The sequence below is a fragment of the Altericroceibacterium spongiae genome (assembly GCF_003610805.1).
Lineage (GTDB): Bacteria > Pseudomonadota > Alphaproteobacteria > Sphingomonadales > Sphingomonadaceae > Altericroceibacterium > Altericroceibacterium spongiae.
Window position 1 is genome coordinate 70,598 of record NZ_RAPF01000010.1, and the last position, 19,275, is coordinate 89,872.

The window sequence follows — 19,275 nt, forward strand, 5'->3', positions numbered from 1 at the left end:
TTTGCCACATACGAAAATAGAGCTTCAAAAAGCGTGCCAGATGCCACTCGACGGAAAACCAGCCTTTGCGCAATTTGCTGTTGCAATTTGCGGCATATTTTTCGCATTTTGCAGAACAATCGCAATTTGCGACGCGCTGCAAGCCAGCTAACCGCGGAGATTCCGCGCTCACAATGGCATGAAACTTGCAAAGGATTAACGGCATTAAATCAATATGTTGGAGATTCTGGCGTCATGAAGGGCATTATTTTTACAGAATTGCTGCATTTCATTGAAAGCAAGGGAGGCGCTCTCTTCCTTGAGAAGGTGATCGCAGATGCCGACTTGCCTAATGGAGGCGCTTTTTCAAAAGTCGGCTCCTATCCGTCGCAATATGCAAATGCTCTGGTATCCTCGGCAAGCCAGCTATCCGCGATACCGGCAGAGCAATTATGCAAGGAATATGGAGAGTTTCTTTTTCATCGTTTCACAGTCCTCTATCCTGCCATGCTATCTACTTATAAGGATGCCGATGGTCTTCTCAGCCATGTCGGCACGCATATTCATGAGGAGGTCAAGCTGCTCGATCCCGATGCCCGACCTCCCAGGATTCACAGCCGACAGGAGAATGATGTGTTGATTATCGAATATCAATCGCATCGCCCTTTTGCTCATATCGCTTATGGTCTGATTGCCGGAGCACTGGACTATTATGGAGACAGCCGGACACTCATCTGGCATCAATCGGAAGATATGTTGCAAGCCCAATTCCAGATCGTGTCATGAGTGCAGCTCGCGTCCTTATCGTTGAAGATACAGCGTCACTTGCACTGGGTTATGCCGCCCAGCTCGAAGCAGCCAATTATGCAATCGAGATTGCCGGAACGCTGGCCGAAGCGCAAAAGTTTCTCAGCACAGAACCCTTTGACAGTGTATTACTTGATCTTCAGCTTCCCGATGGTGACGGGCTTGATCTGCTCGAAAGCTGGAAAGGCCGCCTGACTGAAACTAGCTTTATTGTCGTGACGGCGGATGGCTCGCTGTCACGAGCGATCGGAGCGATGCGGCTCGGGGCGTATGATTTTCTAGTCAAACCCGTTGCTGGCGAGAGGCTGCTCACCACTGTTCGCAACGCCGCCGAACGGGGCCAATTGACGCGCGAGATCAAACAGGTCCGCAAGTCAGTTCGGCGCGACCAATTTCAGGGTTTTATCGGCCGATCACCTCTGATGCAAGCTGTGTACCGTCAGATTGAAAATGTCGCAGATTCCAGCGCGACAGTCTTTATCACAGGAGAAAGCGGCACCGGCAAGGAAGTGGCGGCCGAAGCGATTCACCGAGCCGGACGCCGTTCATCGGGGCCATTCGTAGCGGTCAATTGCGGCGCCATTCCAGAGAACCTACTCGAATCTGAGCTTTTTGGTCATGTTAAAGGTGCTTTTACAGGGGCGGTAGAACATCGGGCCGGTGCAGCGAAGGAAGCCAATGGCGGTACACTCTTTCTCGATGAAATCTGCGAGATGGAACTCAAATTGCAGGTTAAGTTACTGCGCTTTCTTCAGACCGGCATGGTTCAAAAGGTCGGCGCCAGTCATCCCGAACCAGTAGATGTCCGGATCGTGTGCGCGACCAATCGCAACCCTGCCCGCGAAGTGGCAGAAGGACGGTTCCGGGAAGACCTGTTTTATAGGCTTAATGTCATTCCGCTCGAACTGCCTGCCTTGCGAGACCGAGGAGAAGACGTGGAGCTCATCGCTCGCGCTTTTATGGGCCGCTTTGCATCCGATGAACAACGTGAATTTACAGATCTGTCTCCTGCCAGCCTTGTGTGGCTGCATCAGCACGACTGGCCAGGAAACGTACGTGAGTTGCAGAATGCAGTACGTCGTGCGGTTGTGACAGGACACGAACCGTTGCTTGAGCTTCAAAAGACCGAGCGCCCGATTATTCAACGTGAACCTGCCGTAGCTTCGGTTGACCAACGTGAAGTTGGGATGCCCGCGGTCTCGCCAGATCAAATGCCTGTTTCGAGCAGGTCGACTACCAGTTTGGCTGACCTCATTCGCGGACGTAGCCTGGCAGACCTGGAACGAATGATTATCGAAGCCGCGATTGACGAAATGGGTGGTAATGTAACCGAAGCTGCACAGGCATTGGGTATTAACCCGTCGACCATCTATCGCAAGCAACAGAAATGGGTTGGATCGTAATCTGTCAGGGCCCGAGCGCGAATCGATATCGATGCAATAGCCAATGCCACTGTTATCAAAGGTAGCTTTATCGCAGCCTGTTCTAGCAATCGTGTCGGTTAGACATCGAAGTGGTTAGTCGATTCATCCGGTGTCAGCAATTGGGAAATCTGTCTTTCGGCGGCCAAAAAGTCATGCCAGCCCTGAGCAACTCCTCTCACCACCCCCTAATCACCCCAGTACGTTCTCCGCGTTACGATTGATTGGGAAAGTCATAACCGCCGAGAAATATTCTTAAGCATCTCGCCGAAGTGCCTCCGGCTCCACTGTCCATCAGTCTCAGAATTGTAGACTTGGCGGAAGCGATGTGCCCGATCAGACCGGCTATGTCGTGGTCAACGGCAGCGCTCAACAGCTTGTTATTAGAACAGTGAAAGCCACAATTTTTCACAAGGCGAAAACCGATAACAGCTACTAAGTTGCTCCATAGCAAAAAGGCCGGAGGTTTCCCTCCGGCCTTTTCTGTTTCAAGCCATGTGGCTCGCTTACATGCCCGAACCCGGACCGTAAGTGATTTCCACGCGACGGTTCTGCAGTTCGCGAACACCGTCAGCTGTCGGTACGCGCGGATTGGCTTCACCAAAGGCTTCGCTCGTGATCTGCGCTGCCGGGATACCGGCACCCGTGAGGTACTCCTGTACGCTCTCGTTACGGCGTGCAGCCAGACCGAGGTTGTACTTAGCTGTACCGGACCGGTCGGTGTAACCCGCCAGCATGATCGGAACGCTGTCGCAGTTGCCGTAAGCCGTAACCGCCGAGTCGAGAATCGTAGCCGCTTCAGGCGTGATCTCAGCCGAATCCCAATCGAAGAATACGATGTAGGGACCCTTGTTGCACACCGGCGCAGGCGGCGGTGGCGGAGGGGGCGGCGGCGGAGGCGGTGGCGGAGGGGGCGGCGGCGGAGGCGGAGGCGGCGGAGCTGCTTCCTGCGTAGCGCCAAAGAGGTGACGCAGCGTGATGAAGCCCGAATGGACCTGCTGCGAACCTGCCATCCAACCTTCGTAACCGAGCTCCACAAAGGTGCTTTCTGCCAGGTTTGCCGCAACCTTCGCACCGGCAACCACAGCGTCCTTGTCACGCCGCGGACCATAGATGTCGAAGGAGGAAGACGGTGTACCGGCAAAGTTCGCGGTGAACATTGCAGGATCGTCTTCATAGGCATGGCGCCAGCCAACCTTGAACTCGGGACGAATGCCGCCGAGATTTGCACCAAGCTTGGCACCGATTTCGCTGGTGAAGTAATCATCATCAGCATCGGTCACAGCCAGATTAGCACCCGTGACACCGGTTTCGACGAAGTCGTCGATCGACACGGACACATAATCAACACCGACATAAGGCGTCAGGGTGAACTGCTCGCCAATCGGCATGCGGTAACCCATTTCGATACCACCACTCCAGATGTCAGCATCGGGGCTGGCAGTAGCCGTACCGGTCAGCGCACCCGCAGTAATGGCCCGCTGGGAGTCCATATTGATCTGCGAATAGCTGACAGCAGCCTGGAGGTAATAAGCACCTGGATCATAAGCACCGTAGATACCGGCCTGGAAACCGTCACCGTCGATCTTGCCGTTGACGTTGTTGATGCCAGAGAAGTCAGCATTGTTGCGGACATAACCAACACCAGCACCGATCAGGGCATTTTCGCCTACAGCGATGTCACCACCGATAGCAGCAAAAAGCTGATCGCTATCGATACCCGGTGCGTCGACTGCGCCATCGGTGTCGATATCTTCTTCACCGTAGTTGACGTGACCCCAGATGCTGCCCTTGCCGCGACGGCAGGTCAGTTCGCTGTTGTCCATCATCAGCGCGCCGCATTCGCCCATATCGGCCAGAACGCCGTTAAAGCGTGCACCCATCCAGCTCAGAGACTGCATATAGGTTGCATACTGCGCACCGGTGAGCTGCGAGAGCGAGGCAGCATAGCTGTCAGCGCTATCGATATCCTGGAGGGCAGAATACAGGTCGGCGATATCGTCCGAAGTAGCCGGATCATACGCATTTTCCAGACCACCGGCGACAGCCAGCTGGTTCGGCGTCAGCGTGAAGCGACCATCATTGAAGGCAACACGGTCGAGCGAAACGTCAACTGTATTGTCATCAGTATTATAGATGGCTGCCGCATCAGCGAAAATCGAACCGGCATCGACCGATGCGAATTCGCCATTGATCGGGTTGGCCGACGTGATGACGTCTTCATAGAGAGCTTCATTCGGAAGCAGACCGGCCTGTGTCGGACGGACTTCCAAATTCGCACCATCGATCGTCACATTGGTTGCGTTGATCGCCGGAGCGCTATCTTCAGTCACACCGATTGCGAGCGTACCACCCTGACCGACTGTGAACGTATCGACATTGACCTGAGCCGGGCCATTGGCATCGGTCGGATCATTGACGAGATAGAGTGTACCAGCCGTCGGGGTCCCTTCCGGAGCGTCGGCAGCCGGTGTACCAGCCACGAGGACCGAGCCATCGAGAGCCGGCGTATCGCCGGAATTGATGATGCCCGAGAACGAGGTTTCACCGTTCTGAACGTTGACGACATCGTCATCGGACAGTTCGATGTTACCGTAGATCTCACCGCCACCATTCAGGTTCACAGCAACCGGATTCGGAGCGTTCTCAAGATTGATCGCCGTTCCGAATTCGAAGACGCCGTCATTGTCGACATCCTGCTGAGCCGTAATAACGCCCGAGTTGTTGATCGTAGCCACGCCGGTTCCGGCAGCAGTACCATCAAACAAAATAGCCGTTGCATTGGCAACGTCAGTGTAACCAGTGATATTGGTTGCACCGTCCGTGGTCGTGGTGGTGATCGGCTGATTGCCATCGTTCACTGCGATCGCTTCGATCGTGCCCGAATTGGTCAGTTCGGTCGCACCATTGGCACCCAAGACTGTCACACCGACAGCAGTCGCTGCGTCGTCATCAGTACCAGTACCAGCACCACCAGCCACAGTCGCAGATGCAGAGATCGAACCGCTATTGTCTATGACTGTCGTCAGTTCATCAGGTGCACCAGCACCCGCTGCAGAAACAACCAGACCATTTGCTTCAGCACTGGCTTCGACACCAGATGCCTGAGCCACAACCGACATGTCACCAGTATTGGTGAGGTCGAGTGCAAAGTCATTTGCCGCAGCAACATTGGTGTAACCGGTCGCATTTGCGCTGGCCGCGCCAGTCGGTGTTGCATCTTCGTCATCGACAGTCAGGCCATTAGCCGTCGCGTCAACGGCGAAAGTACCGCCATTGGCAAAGGATGCTTCGCTACCGGACGCAACATTCTGCGTAACGCCGTCGGCAGTAGCCGTTGCGTCAGCATTTGTTGCGGAAGAAGTGAAAGATCCTTCTTCTTCACCTGCTGCGCCGATCTGAGCCGTTGCATCAACGCCGAACTCACCGTCATTGGTGAATGCGACCGTTTCAGCATCCTGCATAACACCGGCAGCTGCAACTCTAGCCTCTGCATCCAGTGCATCGGCGGTAGCCGAAGCGTTCGATGCGAAGCTCGCGCCTTCACCATTGGTGAAAGTTGCTGTCGGGTTAGTGCCCGAAGCGGTCTGCGAAACAGCCTGCGAAACAGCACCGGCATCGGCGACAGTGTCGGCCTGCGCATCAGCGCTGACATCAAATGTCATCGAACCGCTATTATCGAGCGTCACATCCGAACCGTCTGCGGTTTGGTTGAGAGCATAAAGATAGTTAGCCGGACCAGTATCGCTAGCAAAGCCGGCATAAGCTTCTGCACTATTAGCAACTGGCGTTTCACCGGTTGCCGAAGCCATAGCCGTTGCGGAAAGCGTAGCAGCAAAATCACCGCTATTGGTAATGCTGGCTGTTGCTGCGCCAGGTTCACCAGCCGTTGCCGACTGATTTACAACACCTTCGGAACCAGCAGTAGCTGCTGCATTACCATTGGTTGCCGTCGCTTCAGAAGCCAGTGTATAACCAACAGTTCCGCTATTATCGAAAGAAGCAGTAGCATTGGCACTTTCAGACTCTGCGTTCTGGTCAGCCAGATAGCTGCCCATCGCCATTGCCGAAGCATCGCCATCTGCACCGGTAGCCGAGGCTTCACCGGTCAGGCTAACTTCACCGCTATTGGTAAATTCAGCGCTTGCCGGGCTGCTGATCGCACCGCCATTGGTAAAAGAAGCAGCCTGTTCGAAACCGGCAATGCCACTATTCGCAGTAGCGGTCGAACCGGAAGCGGTTGCCGAAGTAGCGAGCGACAGTGTGCCGGAATTGTCGATCGAAGCCGAAGCGACCTGATCTTCATCTTCCGAGCTGGATGCGCTCAGTGAACCGCCAGTCAGAGTGGCATTTGCTGCAGCATCGTCATCAGCTGCAGCCGCAGCGGTCGAACCGAGTTCGAGCGTACCGGCATTGGCAATAGCCGCAGTGGCGCTACCGAGCTTCACAGTCGAGGTGTCGAGATCGAAAGCCGTTACATCGGAGGTTGCCGTAGCATTGCCAACTGCCGGGCCTTCTTCACCTTCTTCCGGAGCGACCGTTGAAGACGCATCAGCCATGATGCTGGCCGAACCGTCATTGGTGAAGGATGCCGCTGCATCGCCAATGTCTTCATTGGTTGCCGCAAGAGACACAGCACCATCGACAGTGGCAGAAGAGAAAGCATCACCAGCGGTGGTTGCCGCCGTACCCGTGGAGCTAATGCTCAGCGTGGATTCTTCGCCATTGGTGAGGCTGACCGAAGCGTCTTGCGCATCAGTGTCATCATCACCAGCGGTTGCACTGAGACCGATCAGATTATCAGCCGATGCAGTTGCTGAATTGCCTGCAGTGGCAGCAGAAGCGAATGTCAGCGTACCATCATTGGCGAGCGAAGCAGAGACATCGCCATCCGCATCAGCAGAAGCGGACTGCGAGATACCGCCATCGATCGAGGCCGATGCAGTATCGGACGCCATGCCGGTAGCATAAACACCGAGCGAACCCGTATTGCTAACGTCTGCTGCAGCGGCACCGGCAGAATTGGTGACGCTTTGCGTAACAGCACCTGAAACGCTGGCGTCTGCCGTGGCACCACCTTCAACATGCGCAACGATATCATGCGTTTCACTGTTGGTGATTGAGCCAGAAGCGGCTTCGGTAACGGTCTGCGAGAATGCACCGCTTGCAGCATCCGTTACGGAAACTGCGGTGCCGTCAGTAGAAACGACACCTGAGAAGCCTTCAACCCAAGGATCCAGGCGGTCAGAAATTGGCTCGCCAGTTTCCTCATCAACTTCAAGCGGTGTGATGATCAGCGTACCGTCGGTAGTAGCTTCACCGGCATAAGGGCCCTCAGCATCTTCAGGGATGCTCTGGGCGATTGCCGGCGAAACCGTAAGCGCGCCGATCGACACGCTAGCCGCCAATAAATGGCGAAGGTTACGGTTCATCCGTGTAACTCCCTCATTTCACCCTGAAAAACTCAGGGCAAGCTTTCAATATTCCAGCCCCGTTCCGGAGCGCTGAAATCTCGTGCGACCACCCCTTATTTATAAGGGTGTCCATAGTTATTAGACGCAAAGTCGGATATGACATAGCCCCTGTAACGAAAGCCGTCCATCATCAAATGTTGGACAACATTCCGATTGTTGCGGAAAAACCACGTTTCCGACGATTAAAAGCTAATCCCTCTCTGACCCCTTATAGTTGCGGTGCATCGTACCCCGGTCAATGCCTTGAGCGGGATAGAGTTCCAACGGTAACGAAATAATATCATAGCGATATATGTATGTGCCGCAGGTGCGCAGGCGAAGCAGGCCGGATTCAGGCCGATGAAAATCATCAGCCAGTTGAACGCATTACCCCCTGCGCTCGTCGAAATTACGATCCGACAAGCGCAGGGGGTTGGATGCGTGTTGATTTAAAACGGACGCTTCGCACCATCCGTTTTAAATCAAACGATTATTTGAGTGAGAGAGCCTTACTGATGTCCGCCCAGGAAGCCAGTTTGAAGTTTTGTGCCCGATCCCCATTCTCGCCGTCCTGAGCGATAAATAAACCATCGGGATAAGAATCGCCGAAAGATCCTCCCTTCACTTCGATCCCGTCGGTCTCCTCGGTTGAACCGAAAGTGCCTTCAGCGATTCGGAAGCGACCTGCAAAAGCGAGGTCGGGTAAGGCATAAACAGCATAAGCGTTATCGCCCTGACTGGAAGCCAGAAGCCAGCCGCCTTTGTCTCCGTCGGGAAGCAAAGCCAGCCCTTCGACATCGGCCACGAGTTTGCTGCCGTCGGTTTTAAGAAGCAATTCACCTTCGGTTTGTCCCGGTGCGAAGCGCCAGATACCAGCGTCTTCTTCACCGAGATAGAACGTGCCATCACGCGGATCGACCACACAGCCTTCCGACTGACTGGGCACTTTCAGTGTCCGCAATTTTTTAGCGGATGGAACGTCCGTATCATCAACGGTGATCGCATATTCAGCGACTGTCCCGTCTTTCAGCACCGAATAGGCGATCAGGCCCGAGCCATGATGCCACAGGCACAGGCCATAACCTTCACCCTCACCGCCCGGAACCGTTCCCAGCTTGGTCAGACTCGCCTTTGCCGTATCAAGCCTCCACACGCCCAGCCGAGCGTTTTCCGGATCATTACGGTCGCTGGCAACGACGATAACCCCTTCATCGCCCATATCGGCCAGGTCGACATTATTGATGCGTCCCGAATCTTCCGAAAAGCGCAGCTTGCCGGACAGATCATAGACCAGCAGACCGGCCCTCTTGTCGGTTGCGACAATCAGGCTCGCTGCAGGATTCTCAGCGTTGCGCCAGATCGCCGGATCATCCGCCGCGTCCTCATTTTCGGTACCGACAGGTTCAGTTTCACCCAGAGCCTCAACGGAGACAGGCTCAACTGAAACCTCACTATCGGTCGATTGAGGGGTGTCGGAGGCTGAATTGCAACCCGACAGACCCAGGAAAAAGGCAGTAGCTGAACTCACAAGAAAAGCTGTTTTACGCATCAGAATGTCACCTTGGCGCCGAATTTCATTGTCCAGTTATATTCTTCATACTGGTACAGGTTTCTCTGCGAAGCGAAGTTATTATAGGCAAAATACTTCGCGTTGTTGATATTCACCCATTCATAGAAGAACTGAATATTACGATTGAGACGATATTTGGCGCTCAGGTCGAGCTGGAAGTGATCGTCCACATAACGGTCCTCTTCCGCCACATCGCCCAGTTCGTCGAGATATTTGTCACGGTAAGTGCCGGAAAGGCGCAGGCTGACCGGGCCCTTATCGTAACCGATTGTTGCATTCATGGTATGCTTCGACGTCGAAGGCAGCATGATTTCACGCAGATCGTTCATATCGCCATCGGTAGGCACATCGCCTGTCGCGTTGGTATAGGTGTAGTTAAGCTGCGTAATAAGGCCATCAAAAGGTGCAGGCAGCATGTTGAATTGCTGCGAGAACCCAAGTTCAAGACCGTAAATCTTGGCACTGTCGCCATTCATGGGAATGCTGGCTTCATCGAAGTCTATACCGAGCCAGCTATCCTCTTCCTGAATCGTATCGACGATGAAGTTCTTCACATCCTTGTAGAAGACTGCTGCCGTAAGCGCGCCATTGCTGGACATGTAATATTCGGCCGAAGCGTCGAAATTCCATGCTTCATACGGTTTCAGATTGGGATTGCCGAATTCGCCATCGCGTTCGCCATCATCATTTTCCTCAACCGAGAAACGCGGGGCGAGCTTTGACAGTTTGGGACGCACCAGCGAGCGATATCCGGCGAGGCGGAAGACCAGATTATCCTCCGGCGAATAACGCAGATTCAAACTGGGCAACCAATGTCCATATTTACGCTTATAATTGACCGGGGTCACCAACACTGTGTCATCACCGGCCTCGCTGCCATCGGGAAGCTGCCCGCCTTCTTCGACCAGCAGTACTTCATTGCCGTTAATGTCGTTGGATGTGTGCTCATACCGGACACCGCCGATCACCCGCAGGGTCGCGCTATCCCAGCGCCCCAGCAAATAGCCCGCCATAATGTCTTCATCGATCGTATAATCTTCAGCGTTCGAGTCGAAATCGGTATCGACCGAATTGAAATCGAAGTCATCCATATTGGCATCGAGATATTCGGTCGCGCCGTGATAGCTTGCCACCGGCGCAATATCGATCAAACGGTAAGTCTGTTCGCCTTCAACATCAGCAAGCGTAAAATCGTCCTTTTCATAGAATTCGGCACGCTTGTCATAGCTCTTCTGCCGCCAGCGCCCCTTGAAACCAGCCTGCACTGTGAACTCACCGGTATCGGTCGCAAAGGAACGGCCGAGATCGAATTGGCCGGCATATTCCTCATCCTCGGCATCGGACAATGCGGTCAGCTCCAGATCATCAAGGCCATAAGTTGCCGGATCGTAAAAGGAATCGGGTGCCGAAATTATCGAATAAAGCGGTTTACGCGGATCGGAATAATCGAAACCGACATCGACCCCTTCATCGCTGAACTTATGTTCAAACTTCGCCGTGTCGACCGAGCCGCTTTCCTTCTCGGTCGATTTAGCCCAACTCACTGAATATTCGGCATGCCAGTCGCCCGTATCGGTCTCGCCACCAAAAGATAGCGAGCGAATACGCTGGCGTTCGAACCGATCCTTGATGTCGCGCTCCACTTCGACTTCCGGTTCCGCATCGGGATCACTTGGATCGGTGTCGCTAAAGACAACCTGTTTACCACTCCCTGACACCATCGCATCGCCCAGCTTAAAAGTGGTCCTGCGGCGATATTCCTGATCGTCGAACTGGCTGAAAAGACTACGCAAGTAGAGTGAAGTGCTGTCCGACAGACGCGCATCGAAGTTTAACGTACCGCTGATCCGTTCACGTTCGACATCGTAGTCACGATACTGGACTTCCTCGGAATAAATGAGACCATCCTCTTCGGTCCAGTCATCCGCTTCGATATTGTCGGTTTCGAATTCGCGCTTGTAGTAGGAAAGACCACCAGTGACGCCGAAATTCTCGCCCAGACGCGTCGAGAAGTCGATCGAGCCTTTGGGGGTGAGCTTGTCCGAATAGTCGTTATAACTGCCCTCACCCTTGATGCTGACATAGCTCTTCTGGCGATCGAAAGCGCTGGTGGTCTTGATTTCCACTGAAGCGCCGATCGTGTCAGCGTCCATATCAGGGGTGAGTGACTTCTTGACTTCAACGGATTCGATGATGTCGCTTGAAATCACATCGAGCGCAACCGAGCGAACGTCGCTCTCAGGTGAAGGAAGGCTGACTCCGTTCACCGAAGTCGAGATCAGGTCGGGATCGAGACCGCGCACGGAAACGAAACGGCCTTCACCCTGGTCATTCAGAACATTGACACCCGGCAGGCGACGAAGAGATTCAGCGACGTTCTGGTCCGGGAACTGGCCGATAGCATCACGGGTAATAACGTCACTGACAACATCCGAAGCACGCTTACGCGAAAGCGCCGAAGCCTGATTGGCCCCCTGTCCCATCACCAAAATCTCACTGGCATTATCGCCACCCAGAGCGAAATCAGCACGGACCCGGCCGGTTTCGGGAACATCGACACGCAATGTCTGCGTTGGTGCGCCGATATAACTCGCTTCCAGCGTATAGGTGCCGGCCGGAACATCGGCGAAGATAAAGCTGCCGTCACGCTGTGTGTTGGCCACTCGATCCAGCTCGATAATCCGGATCTGTGCCGCCTGAAGCGCAATGGTGTCGGAACTGTCAACGACGATACCGTCAATTTCTCCGGCGATAGCCGGAGTGGCAGCGATAATGGCGCAAAGCGCAGCGCCCGATGCGAGGACGCGGTTTTTCAGTTTCACTGTCGTAACTCCCCTGTGCAGTTGCCGCGCCCCTAGGGAAGTCACATGACGGTCACGCTACGAAAGGATGACAATTGCGTGACATTGCAAAAATGTCGCTTGGCCAGAAATGCAAAAGCGGATGAAGAAGTGCTCTTCATCCGCCGATTTGCGCCAAAAATCGGAAGTTCGCCAACCTCCTACCGTACGAAGCTCATCCTCAATCTTTTCTGCAGGCCAGTGTCAGTTTTCCGGCCCGAGCATATCTTCGGGCCGCACAATCGTGTCATATTCTTCTTCTGACACATCTCCGCTCCGAACAGCAGCTTCGCGTAAAGTGATGCCTTTCTCATGCGCCGTCTTGGCAATCTTCGCCGCTTTGTCGTAGCCGATGGAGGGCGCCAGCGCAGTCACCAGCATCAGAGACTGCTCCACACCGCGTGCAATGTTCTCCGCACGCGGTTCCAGTCCAGCCAGCAGGTTATCGGTGAAACTGCGCGACACTTCAGCCAGCAATTTGACCGACTGGAGAAAATTATACGCCATGACCGGGCGATAGACATTCAGTTCAAACTGGCCCTGACTGTCAGCAAAGGTCAGCGTTGCATGGTTTCCGAAGATTTGTGCGCAGACCTGAGTCATAGCTTCGCATTGCGTCGGATTCACCTTGCCCGGCATAATGGATGATCCGGGCTCATTGGCCGGCAGCGCCAGTTCGCCAAGCCCTGAGCGCGGCCCCGAGCCAAGCAAACGAATATCATTGGCAATTTTGTAAAGACTGGCTGCCAGCGTGTTCAGCGCTCCATGCGTAAAGAGCAGGGCGTCCTGCCCCGCCAACGCCTCGAACTTATTGGGTGCGGTTTCGAAAGGCAGGCTGGTAAAATCGGCAACCTCATGGGCAACACGTTCTGCGAAGCCCACCGGTGCATTCAGACCGGTTCCTACAGCCGTTCCACCCTGTGCCAGCTGATAAAGCCCCGGCAGGCTGGCACTGATCCTTTGCAAACCGTTTTCCACCTGGGCGGCATAGCCGGAGAATTCCTGGCCCAGCGTCAACGGCGTGGCATCCTGCGTATGCGTGCGACCGATCTTGACGATATCATGCCATGCCTCAGCCTTGTCATTCAGGGCAGTATGCAAATGTTCCAGCGCCGGCAGTAGTGTATGGACGATCTCCAGCGCTGCCGCGACATGAATGGCCGTCGGGAATGTATCGTTGGAAGACTGGCTTTTATTGACATGATCATTCGGGTGAATCGGCGATTTGGAACCGAGTTCGCTACCGAGAAGCTGGTTTGCACGGTTGGCGATCACCTCATTCACATTCATATTGGTCTGCGTGCCGGAACCGGTCTGCCACACGACAAGCGGAAATTCGTCATCCCATCGACCATCGAGTATCTCATCCGCCACAGCGACGATTTTCTCACACAATTCGGGTTCGAGCAGACCGCAATGGCGATTGGCGAGCGCTGCGGACCGTTTGACGATCGCCAGTGCGCGGATCAGCGGCAGAGGCTGGCGTTCACCGCCGATACGAAAATTCTGTAAGCTGCGCTGTGTCTGCGCGCCCCAAAGGCGGTCGGCGGGCACAGCGATCTTGCCCATTGTGTCACTTTCCATTCTCGTATCGGTCATCGGGGAAACTCCATGCTGAACAGGTCATGATACAAACGGCACCATGCCCCGCGATGTTCCGTTCAGAAAGCGAAATGCGCTCCCGCAACAATAGCCGCGCCATGATCTTCTGCCAGCGCAGGAAACCGGATTGCGTCCTTGTCTATGTCGGTATCGGTATAAGCCACAGTGAAAGTGACGGCTTTCAGCGCATATTCGGCTTCCAGCCCCCAGTCATTATAAGCTCCGCCGGGGCGTAACCGCTCGGCTTTCAGGCGATCCTCAACATGGCCGGAAGAGCGCCCGAAATGTGCCTTCAGAACAACCGGGGTGCCCCAGATTCCGGCACTTGCCTCGATCTGACGATAGAAATTACTGCCGCCGATAGCATCCTGTTCAGGTGCATAGCTCACCAGCACATCGACATCGACCGGACCGAGCGTAGTACCCGCTCCGGTCTGAAATTCGATATAATCGAGATCGCCCTGTCCGCCGGCAAAGATATGCCCGACCACCGAACCGTGCCAGCGAAACAGGTCTTTCTGATCGGCATAGGTTCCCACCAGATCAATTCCGGCATCCGCGCCGCCATGCCGGGTCGAGCCGCGCAAACTCGTGACCTGTGCAGATGTACTGAATTCGCCTTTTATAGGGAGATAGACATAGGCCTGCGCGGCGGCTTCGCCATCGCTCCAGCTGAGACCGCGATTACGCTGATCGCTGACCAGATCGACCCATAATCCGGGGTCTACCTGAGCCTGAGCGGCACATGGGAGAGCCATAAGAGAGCCTAACAGGGCCACAAACCCGCCGAGGGGGCGCAGGTGACGAACGGGGCGGGCAATCGCAAACATGGCGGTGTCTCTGGGCAACAGGAAAAGAGGCCCCGCCCTATAACGGTTAATTAACGTCAGAGCAGCGGCCCGCCGGGAACCTTCCACAGAGTCTATACAGCGTGCATCGCCGAATCCGCGGCAGCGTTATCTTTCACCGCTGCTCTGTCGCTTACCGTTCTTCAGAAAACCGGGCGGCAGACGGGTCTTGACCACTTCACGCAGGACGAAGCCCGATTCCATTCCCATCACCCCGGGCAATTGCGACAATTCATCACGATGAATGCGAGCGAAATCTTCCAGCGAATGCGCCACAACCGTAACCAGATAATCATCCGCCCCCGACATCAGATCGCACCGCACCACTGACGGGCTTTGTGCAATTGCCTGTTCGAATGCATCGAGAATTTCACGGCGCTGACTGTTGACCGTGACCTTGATATGAATGGTGGTGGCATGACCGAGCCGGGACAGATCAAGCCGCGCCCCGTAACCCGTTATGATACCATCGTCTTCCAGCGCCTTCTGACGCCGCGCGACCGAAGAAGGAGAGCGCCCGATCGTTTCTCCTAACGCGAAGTGAGTCGCCCTCCCATCCTCGACCAGCTCGCGAAGCAAGGCCCGGTCCACGGAATCAATCCTCTGGTGGATACCGCCGCTCTTTTTCTCTATCATGCACATATCCTGCAAATTTTCTGTATACATGAGTGTAGTTTGCGAAGTTTCACCGGGCAAGCTCCGTTATCCTCCGCCAGCATTCAAACACAGGAGATTGTTCCATGCATGTCGGCGTACCCCGGGAAATCAAGGCACGAGAGTATCGTGTCGGCCTCACACCTGCAGCAGCGCGGGAATATGTCGAGGCCGGCCACAGGGTTACTGTGGAAACAGGCGCCGGAGCGGCCATCGGCGCAGACGACCAGACTTATATCGATATCGGTGCCAGGATTGCCGATACAGCGGCAGAAATCTTCGCCACCGCCGAAATGATCGTAAAGGTCAAAGAACCCCAGCCCGTCGAATATGCCCAGCTGCGTGACGGCCAGATCCTTTTCACTTATCTTCACCTCGCTCCCGATCCCGAACAGACCAAAGGCCTGATGGAGTCGGGATGCAGCGCCATCGCCTATGAAACCATCACCGATGCACGCGGAGGCCTTCCCTTGCTTGCACCGATGAGCGAAGTCGCCGGGCGTCTTTCGATCGAAGCGGCAGCTCGCGGGCTCAGTATGATTTCGGGCGGACGCGGCACATTGCTGGGCGGTGTGCCGGGCGTCAATCCGGCCCGCGTGGTGGTTCTGGGCGGCGGTGTGGTGGGCACCAATGCAGCGCGTATGGCCGTCGGCCTCGGTGCAGAGGTGGTTATCATCGACCGCTCGCTCCCCCGCCTTCGTCAGCTCGACGATATGTTTCAGGGCCGGGTCCGTATGCTCTATTCCACGCAGGATGCCATCGAACGCGAACTGGCGCTGGCCGATGCCGTGATCGGCGCTGTGCTGATTCCCGGTGCATCGGCTCCCAAACTCGTCACACGCGATATGCTCAGCCTGATGCAGCCGCGCGCCGTACTCGTCGATGTCGCGATCGATCAGGGCGGATGCTTCGAGACCTCGCGCGCCACAACGCATGACGATCCGGTCTATGAAGTGGATAATATTCTGCATTATTGCGTAGCGAATATGCCCGGCTCGGTGCCGCTGACATCCAGCGAAGCGCTGAACAATGCCACCCTGCCTTTCGGCCTCGCACTGGCTGCACAAGGTGTCGCTGCCTGCGATGCAGATCCGCATCTGCGCGCCGGGCTAAACGTCCATCAGGGCAAAGTCGTCAATGACGCCGTGGCGAGCAGTCTGAAGCTGTAAGCCATGCCCTGACCCCCGGCCGGCTATTCTCTCTAACCGGCCGGGGACATTTTTCGGACTTCGGACAGGCACATTCACCCAAGCCCGTTTTTACGTGGGAGGTATTTGTGCGGATTGAGCCGGGAGGGAAGCGCTGAGTAGCGGGAATGGAACGATTGACTCATCCGTCCAATTCAGACTGCCCCATCCTTCTATCGAAGTGACTGCAATAGCGTTTGGTGATAAAAAGGCTGCCGTCCGGGACACGACGACATTAACGTCATGGCGTGCGGATCTACGCATGGCTTGCCGTGGCTCTTGGGAAAATACGGCGCAAGCCGCGCCAGTTGCTCGTCTGTCAGCCAATAAAGGTCGCTCATGTCAGTCTCCTTGCGGAGCCTGAATCATATACAAAGCATCAAATCAATGGGTCCTGACCCTAAGACAGATCACTTGCTCCTCGGCGAACAGGATGGAGCGTATGGTTGGCCGGAGCCCAGGCTTTTGCGAGATTGTGGAACGGGTGTTCAAATACCGGTGACAAGAAGGCGTCGAACATGATGGTTCACCCGTACAGGTCGTTCTTCACCGCATGATTATACTGCGCGTCGATCGCCTCGGCGACGGTAGCGTCCTGCTTGGTCATGGCAGCCAGCATCTGGCCAGGTGTCGGCAGACTCTTGCGATCGATCCGCGACGCGGGGTTCCAAAGGCACGCCCGGTTGACGGCCTTGCCACAGTGGAACAGCACTTCGTCTACCGTCACGACAATAGCCGTCTTGGGTGTTTTCGTTCCTTCAGTCAATTTCGCACAAAGCGCAGGTTCGTCGGTGACGAAGCCATGACCGTTGATCCGCATGAACACGTCGAGGCCGGGAAACAGGAACAGCATCCCCAGCCGGTCATCCCGCGTCAGGTTGCGCAGCGATTCGATCCGGTTGTTCCCGGGCCAATCCGCGAAGGTGACGGTTTTCTTATCCAGCACATGGACAAAGCCCCGAGGTCCGCCTCGCGGAGAGGCATCCAACCCTGATTCCCGGCCCGTGGCGAGGCAGAAGAAGGTCGCCTTCGCCAGATATTCCACATGGAATGAAAGCAATTCAGACATGACCGCCTTCTGGATATGGTCAGCCGGCGGCGCGTAGAGCTGGTCGAGGTCGGTTTCGGTAAGGCCCGATTGAGCTTTGGTCATCTGATATCTCCTGACGCCGGGATAGCCGGTTGGGAGAGGCTTTGCTAAGCTATTGATGCCAACCAATAGCGAGTATCCGCCATAATCGACGATAAACTATCTCTCGCGCTGAGCGACAACACCGAACCCATGATCGTTGCGATGTACGATGCGCAGGCGGAACACCGCGAACTGGGCAAGCATAGCCATGCGCGCGGCCAGCTCTCCGGGTTGCGCAACGGACTGCTCACGATCGGAACGGACACGGGGGCATGGGTCATCCCTGCCGAGGATGCGGTTTGGCTTCCCCCGCACCATCCTCATTATGGCTGGACGCATGGCGCAGTCGAGGGGTGGAGTTGCTACATTGCCGAAGCCGACTGCACTGACCTACCGGCCCAGCCCCGCACAATCCGCTGTTCCGGACTGCTCCGCGAAGCGGTTCTTCGTGCGTCGGAATGGCAAGGACATGATCTGAGCGAGGAACAAGACCGGGTCGCCATGGTGATACTGGATGAATTACGTACTGCTCCCGTTGAACCATTTGGCCTGCCGATGCCGAGCGACCCGCGCCTTCTTCTGGTCGCTCGGGCTCTGCTGGACGATCCCGGCAAGCGATGGGGTGTGGACGAGTGGGCGCGCTGGGCGGGCATTTCGGAACGCACCCTTAGCCGTCGCTTCGTTGCCGAAACGGGCTTCACTTACACCACGTGGCGACAACGCGCGCGATTGATGCGCGCGCTGGAAATGGTCGCTGAAGGAGAAGCCGTCACGAACGTGGCATTCGACCTGGGGTATGACAGCGTCAGCGCGTTTATTGCCCTCTTCAAGCGGACCCTGGGGGTGACTCCGTCAGTCTATTTCCAGCGCCCCTGAGCGCCGGAATTTATTGCGCCTATTACGACCGCCAGCTTGTCTGGCAACACAACGGCAGCTGTGGCCTGTGTCGCGCCGATCGGAGAAACGGTCGCTTGCGGTTCTTGTCGTCCGAAAGCAATCAATTAGGGAGCGGCCAGTTGCCCTCGCCAACGCGTGCTTGAACGTAGGGCAGCTTTCGACGAGCTAATCCGAAGCAAAGAATGAAGGCTGTCGGCCGCTACTGACCGAGACATTGGTACGCGCGAAGGTGTCAGTCCACAAGTTCGGTTCACTAGGCCGCACGGGCGGCTATCGGCCCAGTTGCGTCGCCGGCGAATGTATGAATGAATGGCCGCTCTCACGAAATTAATTCTAGCCGGCGAACAGCCGCTTTGTTAGCGACTGTTGCCTGCCAACTCGGCTCTAAGAGCGAAAGGCACCTATTGCGATTTTCCAACCGGAACCGGTCTGACTGGAGACAGCCCAGCCTTCACCCTTGGTGGAATGTCCGGTTTGTCGATTTGCCACCTGAAAGCAGACAGACCGCTTTAGCATCCCTCGATGGCGCAGCTCTACCGCGCGCGCGTTCGGAGCCTCTACGACGCCCTGCAGGGCGAGGACGAGGAGAAGCGGACAGAAGCCGCCAATAACAATCAGGACGCTGGTGGAGGACATCGTGCTGACGCCGGTGGACGGCAAGGTGGAGATCGACGTTCGCGGCGATCTCGCTGGAATCCTTACGCTTTCCGTCCAAACGAAAAACCCCGCCGGAGGGGCGGGGTCATCGCAAGTAAAGATGGTTGCGGGGGCAGGATTTGAACCTGCGACCTTCAGGTTATGAGCCTGACGAGCTACCGGACTGCTCCACCCCGCGCTGGGTGTCTGTGTTGTTACAGACGCAAAAGCCGCCGCTCGGAGTGATCC

At 55.7% G+C, this 19,275-nt stretch carries 11 protein-coding genes, 1 tRNA gene and 1 pseudogene; 4 read left to right on the top strand and 9 right to left on the bottom strand.

The window, feature by feature from the left end:
- The first annotated feature begins 33 nt into the window (after window positions 1-33).
- Window positions 34-765 carry a heme NO-binding domain-containing protein gene (locus D6851_RS15145; protein ID WP_238474138.1) on the top strand — a complete coding sequence of 244 codons (732 nt, stop codon included), beginning with the start codon at window positions 34-36 and terminating at the stop codon, window positions 763-765.
- The gene (locus D6851_RS15150) at window positions 762-2,189 is read left to right on the top strand and encodes a sigma-54-dependent transcriptional regulator (RefSeq protein WP_120325748.1); all 1,428 of its coding nucleotides are present in this window, start codon (window positions 762-764) and stop codon (window positions 2,187-2,189) included. Before D6851_RS15145 ends, D6851_RS15150 begins: the two co-directional genes overlap by 4 nt.
- A gap of 524 nt (window positions 2,190-2,713) precedes the next feature.
- Here the strand turns inward: D6851_RS15150 and D6851_RS18295 are convergent.
- From D6851_RS18295 to D6851_RS15180, 6 genes are all read right to left on the bottom strand, one after another.
- Entirely contained in the window at window positions 2,714-7,639 is a 4,926-nt protein-coding gene (locus D6851_RS18295; RefSeq protein ID WP_120325749.1) for an autotransporter domain-containing protein, read from the bottom strand.
- Window positions 7,640-8,150: 511 nt separating this feature from the next.
- Entirely contained in the window at window positions 8,151-9,209 is a 1,059-nt protein-coding gene (locus D6851_RS15160; RefSeq protein ID WP_120325750.1) for a phytase, read from the bottom strand.
- Window positions 9,209-12,052 carry a TonB-dependent receptor gene (locus D6851_RS15165; protein ID WP_238474139.1) on the bottom strand — a complete coding sequence of 948 codons (2,844 nt, stop codon included), beginning with the start codon at window positions 12,050-12,052 and terminating at the stop codon, window positions 9,209-9,211. Before D6851_RS15165 ends, D6851_RS15160 begins: the two co-directional genes overlap by 1 nt.
- Before the next feature lie 222 nt (window positions 12,053-12,274).
- The gene (gene fumC / locus D6851_RS15170) at window positions 12,275-13,669 is read right to left on the bottom strand and encodes a class II fumarate hydratase (protein ID WP_120325751.1); all 1,395 of its coding nucleotides are present in this window, start codon (window positions 13,667-13,669) and stop codon (window positions 12,275-12,277) included.
- 62 nt (window positions 13,670-13,731) lie between these two features.
- Window positions 13,732-14,430: a TorF family putative porin gene (locus tag D6851_RS15175; protein WP_183030126.1), complete on the bottom strand. Its 699-nt coding sequence runs from the start codon at window positions 14,428-14,430 to the stop codon at window positions 13,732-13,734.
- A 198-nt stretch (window positions 14,431-14,628) separates the two neighbouring features.
- Window positions 14,629-15,156, bottom strand: a complete 528-nt coding sequence (locus tag D6851_RS15180) for an Lrp/AsnC family transcriptional regulator (protein ID WP_120325762.1) — start codon at window positions 15,154-15,156, stop codon at window positions 14,629-14,631.
- Between the two features lie 104 nt (window positions 15,157-15,260).
- Here D6851_RS15180 and ald point away from each other — a divergent pair, with 104 nt between their 5' ends.
- Window positions 15,261-16,343 carry an alanine dehydrogenase gene (ald, locus tag D6851_RS15185; RefSeq protein WP_120325753.1) on the top strand — a complete coding sequence of 361 codons (1,083 nt, stop codon included), beginning with the start codon at window positions 15,261-15,263 and terminating at the stop codon, window positions 16,341-16,343.
- A 272-nt stretch (window positions 16,344-16,615) separates the two neighbouring features.
- On the opposite strand, the pseudogene D6851_RS15190 reads toward ald, so the two are convergent.
- A pseudogene (locus D6851_RS15190) lies at window positions 16,616-16,702 on the bottom strand (IS5/IS1182 family transposase); the annotation flags it as partial.
- 185 nt (window positions 16,703-16,887) lie between these two features.
- Window positions 16,888-17,514: an MSMEG_1061 family FMN-dependent PPOX-type flavoprotein gene (locus D6851_RS15195; protein WP_120325754.1), complete on the bottom strand. Its 627-nt coding sequence runs from the start codon at window positions 17,512-17,514 to the stop codon at window positions 16,888-16,890.
- Between the two features lie 129 nt (window positions 17,515-17,643).
- Between D6851_RS15195 and D6851_RS15200 the strand changes: the two genes are divergently transcribed.
- Entirely contained in the window at window positions 17,644-18,369 is a 726-nt protein-coding gene (locus D6851_RS15200) for an AraC family transcriptional regulator (protein WP_183030127.1), read from the top strand.
- A 779-nt stretch (window positions 18,370-19,148) separates the two neighbouring features.
- On the opposite strand, the gene D6851_RS15210 is transcribed toward D6851_RS15200, so the two are convergent.
- A tRNA-Met gene (locus D6851_RS15210) sits at window positions 19,149-19,225 on the bottom strand.
- Window positions 19,226-19,275 lie beyond the last annotated feature (50 nt).

Coding starts and splice junctions, on each gene's coding strand:
- D6851_RS15200 (WP_183030127.1), top strand. CDS start 17,644: ATGATCGTTGCGATGTACGATGCGCAGGCGGAACACCGCGAACTGGGC.
- D6851_RS15180 (WP_120325762.1), bottom strand. CDS start 15,156: ATGATAGAGAAAAAGAGCGGCGGTATCCACCAGAGGATTGATTCCGTG.
- D6851_RS15160 (WP_120325750.1), bottom strand. CDS start 9,209: ATGCGTAAAACAGCTTTTCTTGTGAGTTCAGCTACTGCCTTTTTCCTG.
- D6851_RS15175 (WP_183030126.1), bottom strand. CDS start 14,430: ATGGCTCTCCCATGTGCCGCTCAGGCTCAGGTAGACCCCGGATTATGG.
- ald (WP_120325753.1), top strand. CDS start 15,261: ATGCATGTCGGCGTACCCCGGGAAATCAAGGCACGAGAGTATCGTGTC.
- fumC (WP_120325751.1), bottom strand. CDS start 13,669: ATGACCGATACGAGAATGGAAAGTGACACAATGGGCAAGATCGCTGTG.
- D6851_RS15195 (WP_120325754.1), bottom strand. CDS start 17,514: ATGACCAAAGCTCAATCGGGCCTTACCGAAACCGACCTCGACCAGCTC.
- D6851_RS15150 (WP_120325748.1), top strand. CDS start 762: ATGAGTGCAGCTCGCGTCCTTATCGTTGAAGATACAGCGTCACTTGCA.
- D6851_RS18295 (WP_120325749.1), bottom strand. CDS start 7,639: ATGAACCGTAACCTTCGCCATTTATTGGCGGCTAGCGTGTCGATCGGC.